Annotated in this window: 13 protein-coding genes and 2 pseudogenes; 13 read left to right on the forward strand and 2 right to left on the reverse strand. The window is 61.5% G+C overall.

The genetic code is table 11. From position 1 onward, the window contains the following. The first annotated feature begins 244 nt into the window (after nt 1-244). The 13 genes and pseudogenes from AB7I51_RS08190 (at nt 245) to AB7I51_RS08250 (ending at nt 15,780) form a co-directional block, all read left to right on the forward strand. A complete protein-coding gene (locus tag AB7I51_RS08190) occupies nt 245-2,404 on the forward strand; it encodes a TonB-dependent receptor (protein ID WP_428403833.1) in 2,160 nt (719 codons plus the stop codon). Between the two features lie 18 nt (nt 2,405-2,422). After that, nucleotides 2,423-2,710 carry a hypothetical protein gene (locus AB7I51_RS08195; RefSeq protein WP_428403834.1) on the forward strand — a complete coding sequence of 96 codons (288 nt, stop codon included), beginning with the start codon at nt 2,423-2,425 and terminating at the stop codon, nt 2,708-2,710. Next, nucleotides 2,707-2,991, forward strand: coding sequence for a hypothetical protein (locus tag AB7I51_RS08200; protein ID WP_428403835.1), 285 nt, complete (start codon nt 2,707-2,709; stop codon nt 2,989-2,991). Before AB7I51_RS08195 ends, AB7I51_RS08200 begins: the two co-directional genes overlap by 4 nt. A gap of 15 nt (nt 2,992-3,006) precedes the next feature. Further along, nucleotides 3,007-4,098, forward strand: a pseudogene (locus AB7I51_RS08205) (PepSY-associated TM helix domain-containing protein); the annotation flags it as partial. Between the two features lie 417 nt (nt 4,099-4,515). Beyond that, nucleotides 4,516-5,982 (forward strand): annotated as a pseudogene (gene fes / locus AB7I51_RS08210) (enterochelin esterase). After that, complete coding sequence (locus AB7I51_RS08215) at nt 5,975-6,199, forward strand: MbtH family protein (RefSeq protein WP_428403836.1); 225 nt, start codon at nt 5,975-5,977, stop codon at nt 6,197-6,199. Before fes ends, AB7I51_RS08215 begins: the two are co-directional and overlap by 8 nt. A 44-nt stretch (nt 6,200-6,243) precedes the next feature. Then, nucleotides 6,244-10,737, forward strand: coding sequence for an amino acid adenylation domain-containing protein (locus tag AB7I51_RS08220; protein ID WP_428403837.1), 4,494 nt, complete (start codon nt 6,244-6,246; stop codon nt 10,735-10,737). After that, a complete protein-coding gene (locus AB7I51_RS08225; protein ID WP_428403838.1) occupies nt 10,704-13,046 on the forward strand; it encodes an amino acid adenylation domain-containing protein in 2,343 nt (780 codons plus the stop codon). The genes AB7I51_RS08220 and AB7I51_RS08225 overlap by 34 nt, the downstream gene beginning before the upstream one ends. Continuing rightward, nucleotides 13,009-13,215 (forward strand): hypothetical protein, encoded by a 207-nt coding sequence (locus tag AB7I51_RS08230; RefSeq protein WP_428403846.1) that lies wholly within the window; start codon nt 13,009-13,011, stop codon nt 13,213-13,215. Before AB7I51_RS08225 ends, AB7I51_RS08230 begins: the two co-directional genes overlap by 38 nt. Nucleotides 13,216-13,233: 18 nt before the next feature. Next, nucleotides 13,234-14,121 carry an isochorismatase family protein gene (locus tag AB7I51_RS08235; protein WP_428403839.1) on the forward strand — a complete coding sequence of 296 codons (888 nt, stop codon included), beginning with the start codon at nt 13,234-13,236 and terminating at the stop codon, nt 14,119-14,121. Continuing rightward, nucleotides 14,118-14,885, forward strand: a complete 768-nt coding sequence (dhbA, locus tag AB7I51_RS08240) for a 2,3-dihydro-2,3-dihydroxybenzoate dehydrogenase (protein ID WP_428403840.1) — start codon at nt 14,118-14,120, stop codon at nt 14,883-14,885. The genes AB7I51_RS08235 and dhbA overlap by 4 nt, the downstream gene beginning before the upstream one ends. Before the next feature lie 95 nt (nt 14,886-14,980). Continuing rightward, nucleotides 14,981-15,451, forward strand: coding sequence for an SRPBCC family protein (locus AB7I51_RS08245; protein WP_428403841.1), 471 nt, complete (start codon nt 14,981-14,983; stop codon nt 15,449-15,451). A gap of 137 nt (nt 15,452-15,588) precedes the next feature. Next, nucleotides 15,589-15,780 carry a hypothetical protein gene (locus tag AB7I51_RS08250; RefSeq protein ID WP_428403842.1) on the forward strand — a complete coding sequence of 64 codons (192 nt, stop codon included), beginning with the start codon at nt 15,589-15,591 and terminating at the stop codon, nt 15,778-15,780. An 89-nt stretch (nt 15,781-15,869) separates the two neighbouring features. Here AB7I51_RS08250 and AB7I51_RS08255 read toward each other — a convergent pair whose 3' ends face one another. Further along, nucleotides 15,870-16,085 (reverse strand): hypothetical protein, encoded by a 216-nt coding sequence (locus AB7I51_RS08255; protein WP_428403843.1) that lies wholly within the window; start codon nt 16,083-16,085, stop codon nt 15,870-15,872. A 417-nt stretch (nt 16,086-16,502) separates the two neighbouring features. Continuing rightward, on the reverse strand, nt 16,503-17,282 hold a 780-nt coding region (locus AB7I51_RS08260; protein WP_428403844.1), incomplete at its 5' end, for a PQQ-binding-like beta-propeller repeat protein.

Consider the following 17,282-nt stretch of genomic DNA (forward strand, 5'->3'; position numbering starts at 1 on the left):
GTTTCCTGCTTCAATGCATTGGAAATCGGGAAAAAATCCCTGCTCACTTGCAGTCTCGGCGCGTCGATCGCCTTTTCGCTCGAAATCGCGGCGGCCAGGGCGCAAAACGGCTCGCAAACCTTGCCGCCGGTGACCGTTGATGCGCCGCGGGAAAAGCCGCAAGCGAAAGTGCGGCAACAGGCGCCGCGTCCGGTCGCATCGAGCGCGCGCGAGAAGCGCCCATCAGAACGGTCCGCGACCGCTTATGGCGTCGACGCCGCGGGCCGCGACGTCCGGCGCCGGGCAGGGTCTGGCGCTGCCCTCCGGCCCCAGCGTCGCGCCGTCTCCGCCAACGGGAGAGATCGGCAATCTTCCGCCGGCCTACGCCGGCGGCGAGATCGCCCGCGGCGCGCGACTGGGCATGCTCGGCAATCGCGATTTCATGGATACGCCGTTCAATGTGACGAGCTACACGTCAGCGCTGATCGAGAACCAGCAGGCGCGCACGCTGGAGCAGGTGTTGGAGAACGACCCGTCGGTGCGCATGACCACGTCGGCGGGACATATCCGCGAGAATTTCAGAATTCGCGGCTTTCCGGTGCTCGGCAGCGAGCTCGCGCTCAATGGCATGTATGGTCTTGCGCCCGACGGCCATGTGCCGACAGAATTCCTGGAGCGGGTCGAAGTGCTCAAGGGACCTGGCGCGTTGCTCAACGGCATGGCGCCTTTCGGCGCGGTTGGCGGTTCGATCAATCTCGTCACCAAACATGCTGGCGATGCGCCGATCACCAGCGTCAGCACCGATTTCACGTCGAGTTCTCAGTTCGGCACGCATATCGACGTCGGGCGACGTGGCGGCGACCATAATCAGTTCGGCCTGCGCTACAACGGCGTTTACCGCAGCGGCGGGACCGCGCTCAACGAACAGTGGAAAGTGCGCGGGCTGAATGCGCTGGGGCTCGATTTCCGCGATGAGCGCGTAAGGCTGTCGATCGACGCCTATCACAGCCAGGAAATCTTCAAGAACGGCAGCTCGTTCATGGCGAGCTTCACCGGCATTGGCGTGGCGGCGGCGCCCGACTCAAGCACAAATCTTTTTGTCGGCTCCAACGCCCGGTTCGAGAACAAGGCCATCCAAGCCCGCGGCGAGCTGGACGTGGCGGAGAATGTCACGGTTTTTGCCGGCGTCGGCTTCTTGGACAGTCGAAACTTCGGCTTCACCAATGGAACGCAGGCGGCGGGCGTCAACCTGCTCGGCAACTACAGCAGAGCCCGAATCGTCAATCTGCGCGGCTACACCAATTCGCTGTCGACGCAGGACGGCGTGCGCGGTCAAGTCGACACGGGACCGCTGCGCCATCAATTCGTGCTGAGCGCCTCTGCGTTGAAATTCAGCCAAAGCTCCGAATTCGGATTTATCTCGCCCTACAGCTCCAACATTTATCTGCCCGTCGTGCCGCCTCAGGCGCCGCCTCCGCCGGTTGTTCCGGGCACGGCGTTCCGTCTCGGGAAGCCCTATTTCGAGACCGATCCAAGGAAGACTGCGGAGACTTATCTCGCGAGCCTCGCCTTCGCCGACACGATTTCTGCTTTCGACGAACGCATCCAGCTGATCGGCGGTCTGCGCAGCCAGCGGGTGATGACCAAGAACTTTCGGGCGAATACGGGCATGGAGACGAACTCCTACGACAGCCATCGGCTCTCGCCAGCCTTTGCGCTAATCGTCAAGCCATTCGACAAACGCTTGTCGCTTTACGCCAACTATATCGAAGGCCTCACACAAGGTCTGCGCGTCACCAATCCGCAGGCGACCAATTTCAACGAGTCGTTTCCGCCGTTCGTCTCCAAGCAGATCGAAACCGGCGCGAAGCTCGATTTGGGCATTCTCGCCAACACGCTGAGCTTCTATGAGATTACGCAACCGACTCTTGCGACCGTGACCACGGGAGGCCTCATCTCTTATAAGCCCGTCCGGCAGCGCAACCAGGGCATAGAGTGGACCGTCTTTGGCGAGCCTATCAAAGGCGTCCGCGTGCTCGGCGGCGTGACCTACATGATCGGCGTCATCACCCAGAGCGCCGACGGAAAAACGACCGGAAAAAACGCCTTCGGCATTCCGAGATGGCAGGCGAACCTCTATGGCGAGTGGGATCTTCCCTATCTCGTTGGCGTGACGGCTGAAGGCCGCGTCATCTATACGAGCGCGCTCTATGTCGACTCGTTGAACTGGTATCGCATTCCTGAATGGACGCGTTTTGACGCGGGCCTACGCTACGCCACGAAAGTGTATGGCGCGGATATGACGTTGCGGGCGAATGTGAACAATCTGTTCAATCACAGCTACTGGTCGGGCTCCTTCAACGACGGCTACGCCACGCTTGACGCGCCGCGCACCGTCCTTCTCTCGGCGACTGTCAACTTTTAACAAAATCGGGAGCGGACGATGAACCTCTCGCCCGCCGCCTATCAATTCGCGGCCTGCGTCGCGATCGCCTCGGGCGCCGCCAGCCTCTATCTCGGCGCGCCAAACCAGCGGTGGCTGGCGCGGCGCTTGCCCGCGAGGGCGAGCCGCGCTGCTGGCGTAGCGCTGCAGCTTCTCGGTGTCGTCCTCTGGAGCGAGGCGGTTCAGCTCTCGACCGCGATTTTCGCGACGCTCGTCCTCACGATGCTTCTCTTGATCGTTCTTCCGTGCCTGGGGGTGCTACGAACCATCCTCGGAAACGCGCCATGAGTCGGATCAGACGCGACTGGTTCAGCAAAACTTTGGCCGGCGCCGTTCTGGGCTTCACACTCGCGATTGCGCTTGCCGGGCTGTACGCGTGGGCGGGTCCCGGAGGATTGGCGGCTCCAAATAAATTTCAGGTCGTGATGTGGCTTATCGCGCCGATCTGGCTGACCACGCTGAGCCTCTGCTTTCTGTTTTTCAGCGGATTACGCGCCTGGCTCTGGCTCGGCGGCGCAAATCTCATCGCCTACGCCGGATTGTTCGCCTGTCGTCATTTCCTTCGCTAATCGAGACAACGCACGATGCGCAGCGACGTTGTTCGACTCTATAAGACTGTTCATACATGGACGGGTATCACCACCGGGATGTTTCTGTTCATCGCTTTCTACGCGGGCGCCATCACGGTGTTCGCGGAGCCGCTCGCGCGTTGGGTTTCATCGCCGGCCCCGATCAGTCTCACAAAACTTGCGCAGTCGGACGAATTGATCGCGCGCACGCTCGCCGCGCGGCCTGACGCCGCCAAGGAATTGACGCTCCATTTGGGCGAGACCGAAGAGCTTTGGGCGCGTCTCACCTGGCGTAAAGGCAGGGACGACAAGGCGCCTTGGTCCGCGGAGTTCTCCGCCGATGGGGACTTGCGGCTCGCGCAGTCGGTTCGCTCGAACCTTGCCGACTTCGTCGACAAGATTCATCAAACCGCCGGCATTCCCGGCGCCAATGACATCGGCGAAACCGTCATGGGCGTCGTGAGCGCCGTCTATGCCGTCGCGCTCGTCTCTGGATTGATTATCGTTCTGCCGTCGCTCGCGAAGGATCTCTTCGCGCTGCGCATCGGTCGCAATCTCAAGCGCATGTGGCTCGACGCGCATAATGTGGTTGGGATCGTCAGCCTGCCGTTCCACATCGTCATCGCGCTGACGGCGGTCGTCTTCTGCCTGCATGAGCAGCTCTATGACGCGCTCGATCATGTCGTCTATGACGGCGGTCTGAAGACGATCATCGCCGCGAGCAATCCTTTCAACGCGATCAAGAAGGACGAGCGGCCCGCGTCCATGCTGCCGGTCGATACGCTGCTCGACCGGGTGAAAGCGGCCTCGCCAAGTTTCGTCCCCGTCGAGATGCGCTACCGCAACGCCGGGACTCGCGGCGCATCGGTTCAGATTTGGGGATACGACACGCGCTATATGACGAGAGGCAAGGGGTTCGCCGTCGTCAGCCCGGTGACCGGCGAGATCGCCAACGCCGACTATTTTCCGGGCAAAGAGGGAACCTGGACAGGAATCGTCGCGACGTTCTTCGCCCTGCATTTCGCCAGCTTCGGCGGCGACGTTGTGCGCTTTTGTTATTTTCTTCTCGGCCTTGCGGGCGCCTTCCTGTTTTACTCCGGCAATCTGCTCTGGATCGAATCGCGCCGGCGAACCGAGCGGCGACACGGCGGACCCGTCGTTCAGAAAAGATCGACGCGTCTGATGTCGGCGGCCACGGTCGGCGTCTGTCTTGGCGCAATAAGCGCGATTTCAATAACGATCGTTGCGGCGAAATGGCTCGACGGAAGCGTCGCCGACATCGAGCCTTGGTATAACGGCGTCTATTATTCCGTCTTCGTTGCGAGCGTGCTTTGGTCGTTTCTTAGGGGCGCCGCCGCGGCAGGCGTCGAACTGCTCTGGCTTGCTGCGTTCGCGACGGTGGCAATTCCCCTCACAACTCTTACTGCTTGGGCATTTCCAGCGCTCGGCATGCGCGCCTCGGCGAGCATCGCTGCGCTTGGCGTTGATTTTGTCGCGCTCGCCGCCGCCTTGTCTTTCTTCATGATGGCGCGCGCTGCGTCGCGTCGCGCGAAATATGGACCGGCTGACAGCGTATGGGCGGCGCCTCATCGGTCGGTTGGGGAAAACGACGCGATCTCGGCGCCCTGCGAGCGCTGGTTGACGACGCGGTTTGGCGAAGACGTGGGATCCGATCGTTGGTGGCGTCGAGTCGCCGTCGAAGGCTGTCCGGTTGTCTCGGCGATAGGAAGAGATCGCGCGCGCGTCTCGTTCCTGTGGCGCGATCCTCAAGGCGACGCGACGAGATCGCAAACCCGGCGCGTCTATATCGATATTTGCTCGGTCATCGACCATCATCGCGGCAATCCCCTTTCTCTCGAGCGAATCGCCGGAACTGATGTCTGGCGCTGGTCGTTTGAGGTGGAAGCCGACTGGCGCTGAAGCTACCGTTTCATTCCCGTCGACGATAAGCATCTTCCGCCACCCGAGCGCGGCGCTGACAGCGAAGTCGAGATGAGGGACTGGTGGCGTTCGGCGCTGAAGCTCGCGCAGGCCGATCCGCTCAATCCAGGCGTTTGTCATGTCGGGCTGCGCGGACAGAAGTTTTCACCGGCTCATCTGCCTCAGGCGCCATTCCAATTGGCGTGGCGAGACGTCGACCGGAAAAACCGCATCGCTGCGGATCAAGACCGTTTGCGTCAAATCTCATGGGACAGCGCTCGATTGCGCAATTCCCGTCGCGTTTGGATCTATCGAAGCGGCGCTGTCGTAGAAGCGGCACTTCCGCTCGTCATACTCCTCGACGGACAATATTGGGCCGAGGCCATGCCTGTCTTCTCGGCTTTGGATAACGCCACACAGGCCGCTTTGCTGCCGCCGAGCGTCTATGTGCTCGTCGATTCGCTCGATGAAAAGACTCGTGCGCGCGAACTCGCCTGCGACGACGCATTTCTCGAAGCGCTTCAGCAGGAGCTGTTGCCGCTGGCGTCGCGCTTCGCGCCTTGCGCCAGCGATCCGCGCAGGACCGTTATCGCGGGGCAGAGCTTCGGCGGACTGGCGGCGCTGTTCGCCGGACTGCGCGCGCCCGATCGGTTTGGTTGCGTGCTCGCGCAGTCTGGCTCGTTCTGGTGGCCGGGAAATTACGCGCAGGAGCGCCTGCGGCCTCTGACGCCCGATATGCGAGGCGAAGCGCCGGACGTTCTCGCCAGCTTAATCGAGAACGGCAAGGTCGGGTCGTCTCACATTCGCGTGTTCCTAGAGGCCGGAAGCATTGAAAAAGTCATTCGGCCAGAGACCGACCGCATCCATCGCGCGCTCATCAACGCAGGGCACGACGTCTACTACCGCATCTACTCGGGCGGTCACGATCCGCTCTGCTGGCGTGGCGGTCTGCTTGATGGACTAGCACGCCTGCTTGCCGATCGTCGCGCGGCGTATGTTGGCGCGATGGCGTCCCAACCAAACGTCTCAGCCTTGGGGGCTTCAAACACAATGGAGCAGTTACATGAATGACGCTCAGCCGAATCCATTCGACGACGAGAGTCTTACTTTTCTCGTCCTGGTCAATTCGCAAGGGCAGCACAGTCTCTGGCCGATGTTCGCGCCGGCGCCAGCGGGCTGGCGGCGGCTGTTTGGTCCGAGCGACCGCGGCGCCTGTCTCAAATTTGTCGACGAGCATTGGACCGACATGCGTCCAAAGTCGCTCAGAGACGCTTCTCAGCCTTGCTGATCGACGATCATCGCAAAACGGCATTTCCTTCGAAGGGAACGACAGTGCTTCTTGCTCCGTCATTGCGGCGTTCCACGCCGACCGAGCTCGAACTTCCTCTCATCGCCGCGCAGCCCGGCGTCTGGATGGGCGACCAGCTTTCCTCGGCGCGAAACGCCTATATCGTCGCGCAATATGTCGAGCTGAACGGCGAGGTCGACGTCGAGCTTCTGCGCCGGACCATTCGTATCGGGCTTGCGGAGGCCGATACGGTTCACGCTAGGTTTGTCGAGAAGGATGGCCGGCTCTCGCAAATCATTCCTCAGCGCAGAAACGCCGACGATCTGCCCGAAGTGGACGTCATTGACATAAGCGACGACCCGAGTCCCGAGACCGCCGCGCTTGCTTTCATGCGCGCCGATCTCGCGTCGTTCCTGCCGCTCGACGGTGATCGGCCGCTCTATCGTCACGCGCTGATTCGTGCTGGCGAAACATCGGCCGGCGCGCGTTGGTTCTGGTATCAGCGCCACCATCATCTGATGGTCGACGGTTTCAGCTTTACCGCGATCGCGCGGCGGATCGCTGAAATATACACGGCGCTGAGACGCCGAAAGCCTGTCGGCGATTCGCCTTTCGCCTCATTCGCCGAGGTGGTCGAGGAATATCAATCCTACGAGGGCTCGCAGGCGCAGGAAGCCGACCGACGCTTTTGGCTGGACCACGCACGAAATCTGCCGGCGCCGATCGCGCTGTCTCAGCCAAGCGCGACGCCCTTAAAGGCGGCCGATATATCGTTGCCATTGCGGCGGCGAATAACTCTGCCGCCGGTCGTTATGGCGGCCTTTGAGTCGCAAGGCGCAGCGGTTCGCGTTTCTGGCGTCGAAATGGCGATGGCGGCCGTGTTCACCTATCTGCATCGAATGAGCGGCGCGACTCGATTGACGGTCGGCATGCCCTTCATGCGGCGCATGGGATCGATCGCGCTTTTCGCCGTCGGTCCTGTCGTCAATGTCCTGCCTGTCCAGCTCGCCATCGAACCTTCCGTGTCGCTGTCGCAGGCGGCGGCGGCGCTCGCTTTTGAATTGAAAGCGGTGAGACGGCGCCAGCGCTACGAAGCCGAGCAGCTGCGGCGAGACCTCGGGTTGGTCGGTTCTGATCGATCGCTCTACGGGCCGATGCTCAATCTCAAAATATTCGACTATCGCCTCGACTTTGATGGCGTTGCGGGCGTGACGCATCAACTGGCTTCGGGGCCAGTGGAAGACATGGAATTCGACCTTTATGTCGACGATGGCAGACTGACGATTGATCTCGTCGCGAATTGCGACCGTTATGACGAAGAGGAATTGACGCTTCACACGAACAGGCTCGCCTCTCTCGTCGAGCGCTTTGCAGAAGATGCAAAACTCGCGATCGGAGCGGCGCCGCTCCTCACCGAAGGCGAGCGTGCGCTGATCGCGGCGGCGAATGACACGGCGAAGGATGTTCCGCGACAGACATTATGCGACATGCTCGCCGCCCAGGCCGCCAAGACGCCGGACGCGATGGCGCTGATCGATAAAGAGCATAGGCTGACCTATCGAGAGGTTCGGCGCAATGTGTCTCGACTTGCGCAAAAGCTTGCAGACGCGGGCGTGGTCCGCGGGGACCATGTCGCCGTCGCGCTTCCGCGCGCGGTTCACTTGAGTCTTGCCATCATGGCGGCGCTGGAGACCGGCGCCGCCTATCTGCCGCTCGACATCAATTATCCGGACGAGCGCCTGGCCTATATGGTCGATGACGCCGCGCCGCGCCTTATCATCACATGCGAGCGCTTGCGCAGCCGGTTCGAGGCGATTCGGCCGGTTCTGATCTTCGATGAACTCGCGCCGGACCTCGAAGAAGTGTCTTTCACGCCGAAGACGGCGCCAACGCCCGATCATCCGGCCTATATCATCTATACGTCCGGCTCGACGGGGAAGCCGAAGGGAGTCGTGGTCTCTCACAGCGCCGTGGTCAATCTTCTCTTCTGGCTGCAAGACGAATATGCGCTGCAGGCCGACGACGTGGTGCTGCAGAAGACTCCCTGCAGTTTCGACGTTTCGGTCGGCGAGTTTTTCTGGCCTTTGACATGTGGCGCGCGTTTGGCGATGGCGCCCGAAGAAGCGGACCGCGATCCGGAAGGCCTGCTTCAAATCATTCGCGATTTTCGCGTCACCACGATGAATTTCGTGCCGTCGCTGCTCGCCGCTTTTGTCGCCGGCGTTCGGACGACAGAAAACGCCGCGCGCGACGCCGCGAGCCTGCGCACGGTATTCTGCATTGGCGAGGCTCTGTCGAAGGAGCTGGCGCAAGATTTCGAAGACCTGTTTCACGCCCCGCTGCATAATGTTTACGGACCGACGGAAGCGACGGTCGAGGTCACCTATCAGCCTGCATTCGGAGAGGCGCTCGCGTCGGCGCGAGGGCCGGGCGCGCCGATCGGCCGGCCTTTGTGGAACACCCGCTTGCGCATATTGGACGCGCGCTTGCGCCCGACGCCGATCGGTGTCGCCGGCGATCTCTATCTGACCGGCGCGCAGCTTGCGCAAGGCTATTGGCGTCGCGCTTCGCTAACTGCGTCGCGCTTCGTCGCCGATCCGCAGGCGAACGGCGAACGCATGTATCGTACCGGCGACATCGCCCGCTGGTTGCCCAATGGCGCGGTGGATTATCTTGGCCGCAGCGACGATCAGCTCAAAATTCGCGGCCAGAGAATCGAACTCGGCGAGATCGAAAGCGCATTGCGGGATCAGCCCGGCGTAGGTCAGGCGGCGGTCGTCGCGCGAAGGCTCGGCGGCGCGGAAGCGTCGGCGCATGGTTCCGATGCGCGCCAACTGATCGGCTATGTCACGCCTGAAACACCAGACGAGGCGCTTGATTGCGAAGCGCTGCGGGCGGCGCTGGCGAAGCGCCTTCCGGCCTATATGACGCCCGTCGCGATCGTCGCATTGCAAGAACTTCCGCTGAGCGCCAACGGTGAGCTCGATCGGAAAGCCTTGCCCGATCCGTCTGAAGCGGCGCAATCGAAAAGCCGCCAGCCGCTTCCCGGCGCGGAGACGATGCTGGCTGAAAGCATCGCCAGCATCTTGCGCGTGGACGAAGTCGGCGCTGATGACGACTTCTTCTCTCTCGGCGGCGACAGCATTTCCGCGATCGGTCTGTGCGCGGCGCTGCGTCGGCGCGGCTATCTGTTGCGGCCGCGCGACATTTTCGAATGTCGCAGCGTCGCGCGCATGGCGAAGGCGCTCGAATCGCAATCCGACATAGAGCCCGCGGCAATTCATGAAGCGACCGAAATCAGCGATGCGGAACTCAATGCGCTGCAGGCGCGCCATGGGCCGATCGCCGCCGTATTGCCTGCATTGCCCTTGCAGGAAGGTCTGTTGTTCCATGCCCGGCTTGGCGAGCGGTCGAGCCGCTACAACGCCATCTCCCGTTTCGACTTTGAGGGCGCGCTTGATGCTGAAAGACTAAGGCACGCGCTGGAGACTCTGCTCCGCCGCCATCCGCAGCTCGCCGCGATTTTCGACGTCGAACAGGGCGCGCCGCTGCAACTTTTGCCGTTGATCGGTGAGCGTTCCGGCGAGCGTCGCTGGCCGTGGCGGCAATGCAACTTCGACGCTTTCGGCGACGAGCAGCAGGTCGCCGAACTCGACCGCCTCGAGCGCGCCGAACTCGATCGCGATTTTCTCGGCAACGCGGCGAAGGGCCGGATGATGGCGCGGGCGACGCTCGTGCGCCTTGCCGCCGACAGACATGCGCTGCTCGTCTGCTCGCATCATTTGATCGGCGACGGCTGGTCTTCAACCATCATGCTGCGAGAACTTCTCGCCGCCTATGCCGGCGATGCGTTGCCGCCGCTAACACCGGACTATCCGACAGTCGTGCGACGCCTCGCGAGTCGCGACCAGGCGCCCGCGCGCCGCGCCTGGCGGGAGGCGCTACAAGGCGTTGCGCCGACATTGTTGTTCGAAGCATCCAAGGATTTTGGCGCCATTCATGAGGTTTCGATCAATCTTCAACCCGGCCTCGTCGAAAAGCTCGATGAGCTGCGCCGCAGCCGCGGCCTGACGCTCAATACGCTCATGCAAGGCGTGTGGGGCGCGTTTCTTGTAACGATGACTGGCCGCAATGATGTCGTCTTCGGCTCGCCGATGTCCGGCCGTTCCGAAGCCATCGAAGGCGTCGACGCGCATATTGGGCTTTTCACCAATACGCTGCCGGTCCGCCTGCTCCTCTCTCCCGATCAACCGCTTCTCGAACGGCTGGCGAATGTCCAGCAGCGACAAATCCGTCTGCTGGAGCATGATGGGATCGGGCTTGGCGATATCCAAAGGCAGTGTGGCGTTTCGACCTTGTTCGACACCTTGTTGGTGGTGGAGAACTATCCCGAAGATGCGAGCCTGTTCGCGGCGGACTTTGGCGGACTGCGTTGCGTCGGCGCGCGCAATCGCGGCTATACGCACTATCCTTTGACGTTGTGGTCCTGCCGGGACGCCGCGGGTTGGAACTGCGACTCGAATATCGCGAAGGCGTGAAAGAGCCTCAGCGTATCGCGCGCCGTATTGCGAGACTGCTGGAGGAAATTGCCGAACGCCCTGACGCGCCATTCTCGGCGGTGGATTTGCTGCTCCCTGAGGAGCGCGATCTCTTCGCGCGCGTCAATAATGCGAAAGTAACGAGCCGTCCGAGCACTCTATGCGAGTTGCTCGAGGACCAGGCACGGCGCACGCCGGACGTCATGGCGCTGGTCGACGCCAACCATGCGTTGCCCTATCGCGAATTACGCCGGCAGGTAAAAGCGCTCGCGCGCAAATTCGCAGCGACGCGCGTCACAAGCGGCGACATCGTCGCGATTGCGCTGCCGCGTTCGGTTCGCCTCGTCATCGCGCTGATGGCGGCCCAGGAAGCGGGCGCCGCCTATCTGCCACTCGACGTGAGCTATCCCGAAGAACGTCTCGCTTACATGGCGCGGGACGCACGGCCTCGCCTAATCGTCACCACGCATGAACTGATGGCGCGCTTCGAGCGCCTGGGCGCGTTACTGATTTATGATGCGCTGCTCGACGATCCGGACCAAGACAAAGCGCAGGCGCCGACACGTCCGAGCCCGGAAGATTCAGCCTATACCATATACACCTCGGGCTCCACCGGCCGCCCCAAGGGCGTGACGATCTCCCATAAGGCGATCGTCAATCGTTTGCTCTGGATGCAGCATGAATATCGTCTGACCGCCGATGACGTGGTTTTGCAAAAAACCCCAAGCAGCTTCGACGTTTCAGTGTGGGAGTTCTTTTGGCCGCTGATCGCGGGCGCCCGTCTCGTCGTTGCGCCGCCGGAAGCGTATCGCGATCCGCGCGAACTGCTGCGGCTTATTCAGGATCAACGGGTCACCGTGATCCATTTCGTTCCGTCGATGCTCGCGACCTTCGTCGCGGCGGCGCAATCGGAATTGGGGCGCCCGGCGGATATGAGCAGTCTGCGTCTCGTCTTCTGCAGCGGCGAAGCCCTGTCGAAGGAACTGGCCTGGACCTACGAGACTTTATTCGACGCGCGGTTGCATAATCTTTACGGTCCGACCGAGGCGGCTGTCGACGTTACCCATCAACTGGCCTGCGGCGCAGGCGCGGAGGAAGCCGCGGAAACTATGAGCGTTCCGATTGGCAGGCCGGTATGGAACGCCGCCTTACGGGTGCTCGACCCTTGGCTGCGGCTAACGCCGATCGGCGCGCCGGGCGAACTCTATCTTTCGGGCGTCCAACTCGCCGACGGCTATCTCAATCACCCGTCGCTCACTGCGCAGCGTTTCGTCGCCGATCCTTTTGCCGCTGGCGAAAGAATGTATCGAACCGGCGACATCGTTCGATGGCTGACCAATGGCGCCGTCGAATATCTCGGTCGCGCCGATGACCAGATCAAGATTCGCGGGCAGCGAATCGAACTCGGCGAAATCGAAAGCGCACTGCTGGACCAGACCGGCGTCTCGCAGACCGCGGTCATCGCAACAACGACCGGCGAACGAATCGGCGGCGGCGCCGATGAGCGTCAATTGATCGGCTATGTCGTTCCATCAGGAGATAAGGAACTCGACGGCGAGGCGTTGCGCATTGCGCTCTCACGCCGTTTGCCGGGCCATATGATTCCGACGGCAATTATCTGCATGACGGCGTTTCCACTCAACGCCAGCGGCAAATTGGACAGGAAGTCGCTGCCGGCGCCCGCACAGTCGCACAAGCGTCAGGGCCGCAAGCCGCTTCCAGGGATTGAAACGACGCTGTGCGAAATATTCGCGCGCCTGCTCGGCGTCGACGAAGTCAACGCCGACGATGATTTCTTCGCGCTCGGCGGACATTCGCTGCTCGCCATGCAGCTTGCCGCCGAATTGGAAAGAGAGTTCAGCGCGCCGGTTTCAGTCGGCGAAGTCATCGTCAATTCAAGCGTCGAGCGGCTGGCGCGCGCGCTGTTCGACGAACAGGCCGGCGAAGAGCGAAAGGCGGGTATCGGCGAAGCGCTGCATCTGCGCTCGGGCGCCGGCGCGCCGCCGATCTGCATTCATCCGGCTTCCGGCTTCTCTTGGCAGTTCAGCGTCCTTACCCGCTATCTCGAAAGCGATTGTCCGGTGATCGGCCTTCAATCGCCGCGCCCCAGCGGCGTCATCGCGGTCTGCGACTCGATGGATGAAGTTTGCAATCGACATCTGGCGACGATCCGAAAGATTCAGCCCCGCGGTCCTTACCGGTTGCTCGGCTATTCGCTCGGCGGCGTGGTGGCGCAGGCACGCCGCGCTGATTTCCATGCCCGACATCGTGATGGGAGAGAAATGCTGCGCCTTTATTGTCGCGAGTGACGCCGCACTGCGGCCGATCGCCTTACGAAAGCACCTGCGCAGCCATGGGCTCGCCGAATTCAAGCTCCCTGCTCGTTTCGAATTTATCGATCGGATGCCGCTCACGGCTTTCGGAAAGATCGACAAGCAAACGCTGCGCAGCGACCTTCAGACAAAGCTCAACGTCTAAAAAGAACAGGAATCGATCATGGCCATACAATCCCTTGCGTCTTACGCCATGCCGAGTCCGGAGTCCTTCCGGATCAATAAGGTCGATTGGCGTTTCGCTCCCGAGCGCGCGGGGCTGCTCATCCATGACATGCAGGATTATTTTATCGGCTTCTACGGCGAGAATAGTCCGCTTGTCGATCGGCTCATGTCGAACATTCAAAGGTTGCGCGCCTTTTTCAAAGCTCAGGGCGCGCCGGTGATCTATACGGCGCAGCCGATCGAACAGAGCGATGAAGAGCGCGGCCTGCTGAACGACATGTGGGGACCGGGTCTCAACGCTCATCCGCATCTGCAGAAGATCGTCGAGCCGCTCGCGCTGGACGCTGACGACATTGTGCTAACCAAGTGGCGTTATAGCGCCTTCAAACGCTCGACGCTCGCCAAGACATTGCAGGACATGGGCAGAGACCAGCTGGCGATCTGCGGCGTCTATGGCCACATCGGCTGCCTGACCACGGCGCTCGACGCCTTCATGCAAGACATCAAGCCTTTCGTCATCGCCGACGCCATCGGCGATTTTTCACTCGAAGATCATCTCATGACTCTCAACTATGTCGCCGGTCGCTGCGGCAAGGTGATCGGCGTCGAGGACGCGCTTGCTGCGCAAAGCGCCACTTCCGCTCTGCTGACCAGAGACGAGCTCAGGAAGCAGCTCCTGGGGGCGCTCGATGTGGCGGAGTCGGAATTCGACGCCGACGAAAATCTTATCGACTACGGACTCGATTCTGTGCGCGTCATGATGCTGGTCACGGAATGGCGCCGACTTGGCATAGAGATCGATTTTGACGAACTGGCGAAACGACCGACGTTGAATGGTTGGTGGGACATCATCGATCGGCGGCTTCCCGCAGGCGCGTCTGCATGAGCGCCGAGCGATCGTCGATGGATTTTTCAGGAAAGCGGATCTGGGTGACCGGCGCAGGCCAGGGAATTGGCTATCGGACTGCCGCATGTTTCGCTGCGCTCGGCGGCGACGTCGTCGGATTGGACAAGAGCTTTGCCGCGTCGAACTATCCCTTTGCCACGAAGCTGCTCGATTTGAGCGATGGCGATCAAGTGCAAAGCGTCTGCCGCGCCTTGCTGAAAGAGCGGCCGCAGTTGGATGTGCTGGTCAGCGCCGCCGGAATCCTGCGTCTCGGTTTGACGGAAGAATTGAGCTTTGACGATTGGGCCGCATGCATGGCGATCAACGCCTCAGGGCCGTTTCATCTATTCCAGCAGGCCATTCCGCAATTCAAGCGACAGCGTTCGGGCGCGATTGTCAGTATCGCCTCCAACGCGGCGCGAACGCCGCGCATGCAAATGAGCGCCTATTGCGCGTCAAAGGCGGCGCTGAGAAGTCTGACGCAATGCATGGGCCTGGAGCTCGCGCCTTATGGCGTGAGATGCAATCTCGTTTCTCCCGGTTCAACCGACACCGCCATGCAGCGGTCGATGTGGCGCTCGGCCGGCGGAGAGAAGCAAGTCATCGCCGGAGACCCGGGCTCATTTAAATTGGGCATTCCGCTCGGAAAGATCGCCACGCCGGACGAGATCGCTAACGCCGTCGCATTTCTTGCGTCAGATCTCGCAAGCCACATCACGCTTCAGGACCTTGTCGTCGACGGCGGCGCGACGCTTGCGGCTTAACCGCGGCGTCCGAGCCTGTCGCCGCTAGGCGGAAGGCCCTCCGCCTCCATCTGGCTCAATCCTTGCGAGTTCTCCTGCAACTGGAGCAACGCGCCATGCTCGACGCTAAACAAACACGCAGCCTCGCAACGGAAAAAGACTTCGAACACCCCGTCGAGGCGGTGTGGCGCGCCATGACCGATTCCGAATGGCTTGCCGTTTGGTTCTTTCCAAACGACATCGAGCCCGTGGTAGGCCATAAGTTCACGATCTGGACTCGTCCGATCGAGCGTTGGGACGGCGAATTCAAATGCCAGATTCTCGCTGTCGAGCCCGGCGCCATGTTGCGTTTCAGCTGGTCGGGCGGTCACGACGAGCTCAAAGGTTTTGGCCGATATATGGACACGACAGTGACATGGACGATTTCGCCGTCGCAAAATGGCGGCACGCATTTCGTCTTTGTCCAGGACGGAATCGACGCCGCCCCCGCGGCGGACGCGGTCTATGACATCATGCTCAAAGGCTCGGAGAGCGTGTTGAGATCGTTGGCCAAGAGACTCCCTGACCTCATCAAACACGGCGCCTGAGACGCTCCGCTTCGCCGATCCGGCGAGAGCGGCGACCGTTGGCGAGAGTTTTGCACTATTTGGCGGCAGTGAAGGCGCGCGACGCATCGCGTTCCCGGGATTTTGACAAAAAGCGCCGCTCGTAGGGGAGGAAAAGCATGGCTGATCATAAGGTTACGGTTGAGCAGCTGCCCAATGGAAAATGGGCCTGTTTCTTACATATTCCCGGCCGCGACGAGCCGGTGAATCTGGGCCGAGAATTTAGGAACGACGAACATGCCGAAAACTGGCTCAGCGTATCGGAATCGGTGACGGCGATCGAAATGATGATCCGCAAATATCAAGGATAGCGACGCGCTCGGCTGGCGCGCGTTCGATCCAAATATTGGCGGGCGTGGAGCCCTCGCCATTGGCTCAGTCCCTGAGATCGCCGGATGGTCTAGAGCCGATCCCGACGGGCCTGTTCTTCCGTCAAGGCGGAGACCGTGTCGAGCAAGCGGATCGCCCCCGGCAGGCGTGCATGGGCCTCCCGCTGATCTTCAGTGGCGGGTTCGAGCCCGCGCCACCAGTCGATGAATTGTCCGATCAAAGCCCGCGCCGGAATCTGGCCAAAAGCGACGCCCGGAAAGGCCTCCAGTCCGAATGACGCTTCCACGGCTCGAAGGCAATCCGAGATATAGTCAGCGTCCGCCGCGCTCAAAACAAAAGGTCGATCCGGGGCGCGGCGCACCATCCGAACCTCGCTGACTTCAGGAATATAATCTCTCTTCAACGCGTCAAGCTCCCCACACTGGCCGGTTTCATTGCAAGATGGCCGCCATTGGCGGTAACGCCGACGACCACGGCGCCGCGAAAGCGTCGGCCGGTTTGATGGCGACGGCGCAGAGGCTTGAAGCCGGGACCGCTCATTTTGGCGGCGCGCTCGGCGGCGCAGCCCTCGGTTTCGCGCTGTGCTCGCACCGTGGCCGGTTTGCCGCCGCGTGTTCTACGCCGAACCGGCGTCCACTTCGGCGGAAAATGCTCTAAAGGCGTCGGCCTCCTATTGAAACCGAAATCGATGGCGGCAGCGCGTTCAATTGCGTGCAAGGCCCAGGATCGACACCTTGGCTGTCGTGATCTGTGTCGGCCAAAGGACCTCCGTCAGACCCGTCGCGGCGGCGACGCGCTGACCCTCATGCGTCGCGAAAGTGATGACGCCGCCGCCGACCGCGCCGCCAATTTTCTCGCCCCAGAGCTTGCGGCCGGTATCAGCGTCGAGCGCATAGAAATTGCCGCCCATGTCGCCGAAGAACACGACGCCGCCCGCCGTCGGCGCGACGCCGCTCTGCACCGGATAATTGGTCTTGGCGCGCCAGCGCCACCGGCCGCTGTCTGCGTCGACCGCATAGAGCCAGCCCGCCCATTGGAAAACGGGATCGGCGCGGCCCCACATGTTAAAGGGATTGATCGAATCCTCCCCGGACCAGGGCGTGAATATCGGCGCGCCCTCGATCTTTTTCTTTGGTTCGATTCTGACCGTCGTGCACCATTGCACCTCGCCGACGAGGACGAGATTGTTCTGCGGATCGTAAGCCGGTCCGTTCCATTCGGCGCCGCCGACCGAGCCGGGGCAGAAATGGACGCTTCTATCCGCCGCGAAAGGGATGTCGGCGTTCTCGATCTTCGTCACCGGGACACGGTAGAGCCGGTCCTTCGTGTCGAGATCGAATCCATAGAGATGGCCGTCCTTAGCATTACAGTTGCATTTTGATATGAGCGCGCTTTGCTTCTGCCTGATGTGCTCGTCGCCAGAGCGACCAGGCGATGATGAACTCTGGTCGGATGCGTTTGCGCGCAAGGCGCGTCGCGATAC

The sequence above is a fragment of the Methylocystis sp. genome (assembly GCF_050246715.1).
Taxonomy (GTDB): Bacteria; Pseudomonadota; Alphaproteobacteria; order Rhizobiales; family Beijerinckiaceae; genus Methylocystis.

Coding starts and splice junctions, on each gene's coding strand:
- AB7I51_RS08200 (WP_428403835.1), top strand. CDS start 2,707: ATGAGTCGGATCAGACGCGACTGGTTCAGCAAAACTTTGGCCGGCGCC.
- AB7I51_RS08235 (WP_428403839.1), top strand. CDS start 13,234: ATGGCCATACAATCCCTTGCGTCTTACGCCATGCCGAGTCCGGAGTCC.
- dhbA (WP_428403840.1), top strand. CDS start 14,118: ATGAGCGCCGAGCGATCGTCGATGGATTTTTCAGGAAAGCGGATCTGG.
- AB7I51_RS08250 (WP_428403842.1), top strand. CDS start 15,589: ATGGCTGATCATAAGGTTACGGTTGAGCAGCTGCCCAATGGAAAATGG.
- AB7I51_RS08190 (WP_428403833.1), top strand. CDS start 245: ATGGCGTCGACGCCGCGGGCCGCGACGTCCGGCGCCGGGCAGGGTCTG.
- AB7I51_RS08245 (WP_428403841.1), top strand. CDS start 14,981: ATGCTCGACGCTAAACAAACACGCAGCCTCGCAACGGAAAAAGACTTC.
- AB7I51_RS08215 (WP_428403836.1), top strand. CDS start 5,975: ATGAATGACGCTCAGCCGAATCCATTCGACGACGAGAGTCTTACTTTT.
- AB7I51_RS08195 (WP_428403834.1), top strand. CDS start 2,423: ATGAACCTCTCGCCCGCCGCCTATCAATTCGCGGCCTGCGTCGCGATC.
- AB7I51_RS08230 (WP_428403846.1), top strand. CDS start 13,009: ATGGGAGAGAAATGCTGCGCCTTTATTGTCGCGAGTGACGCCGCACTG.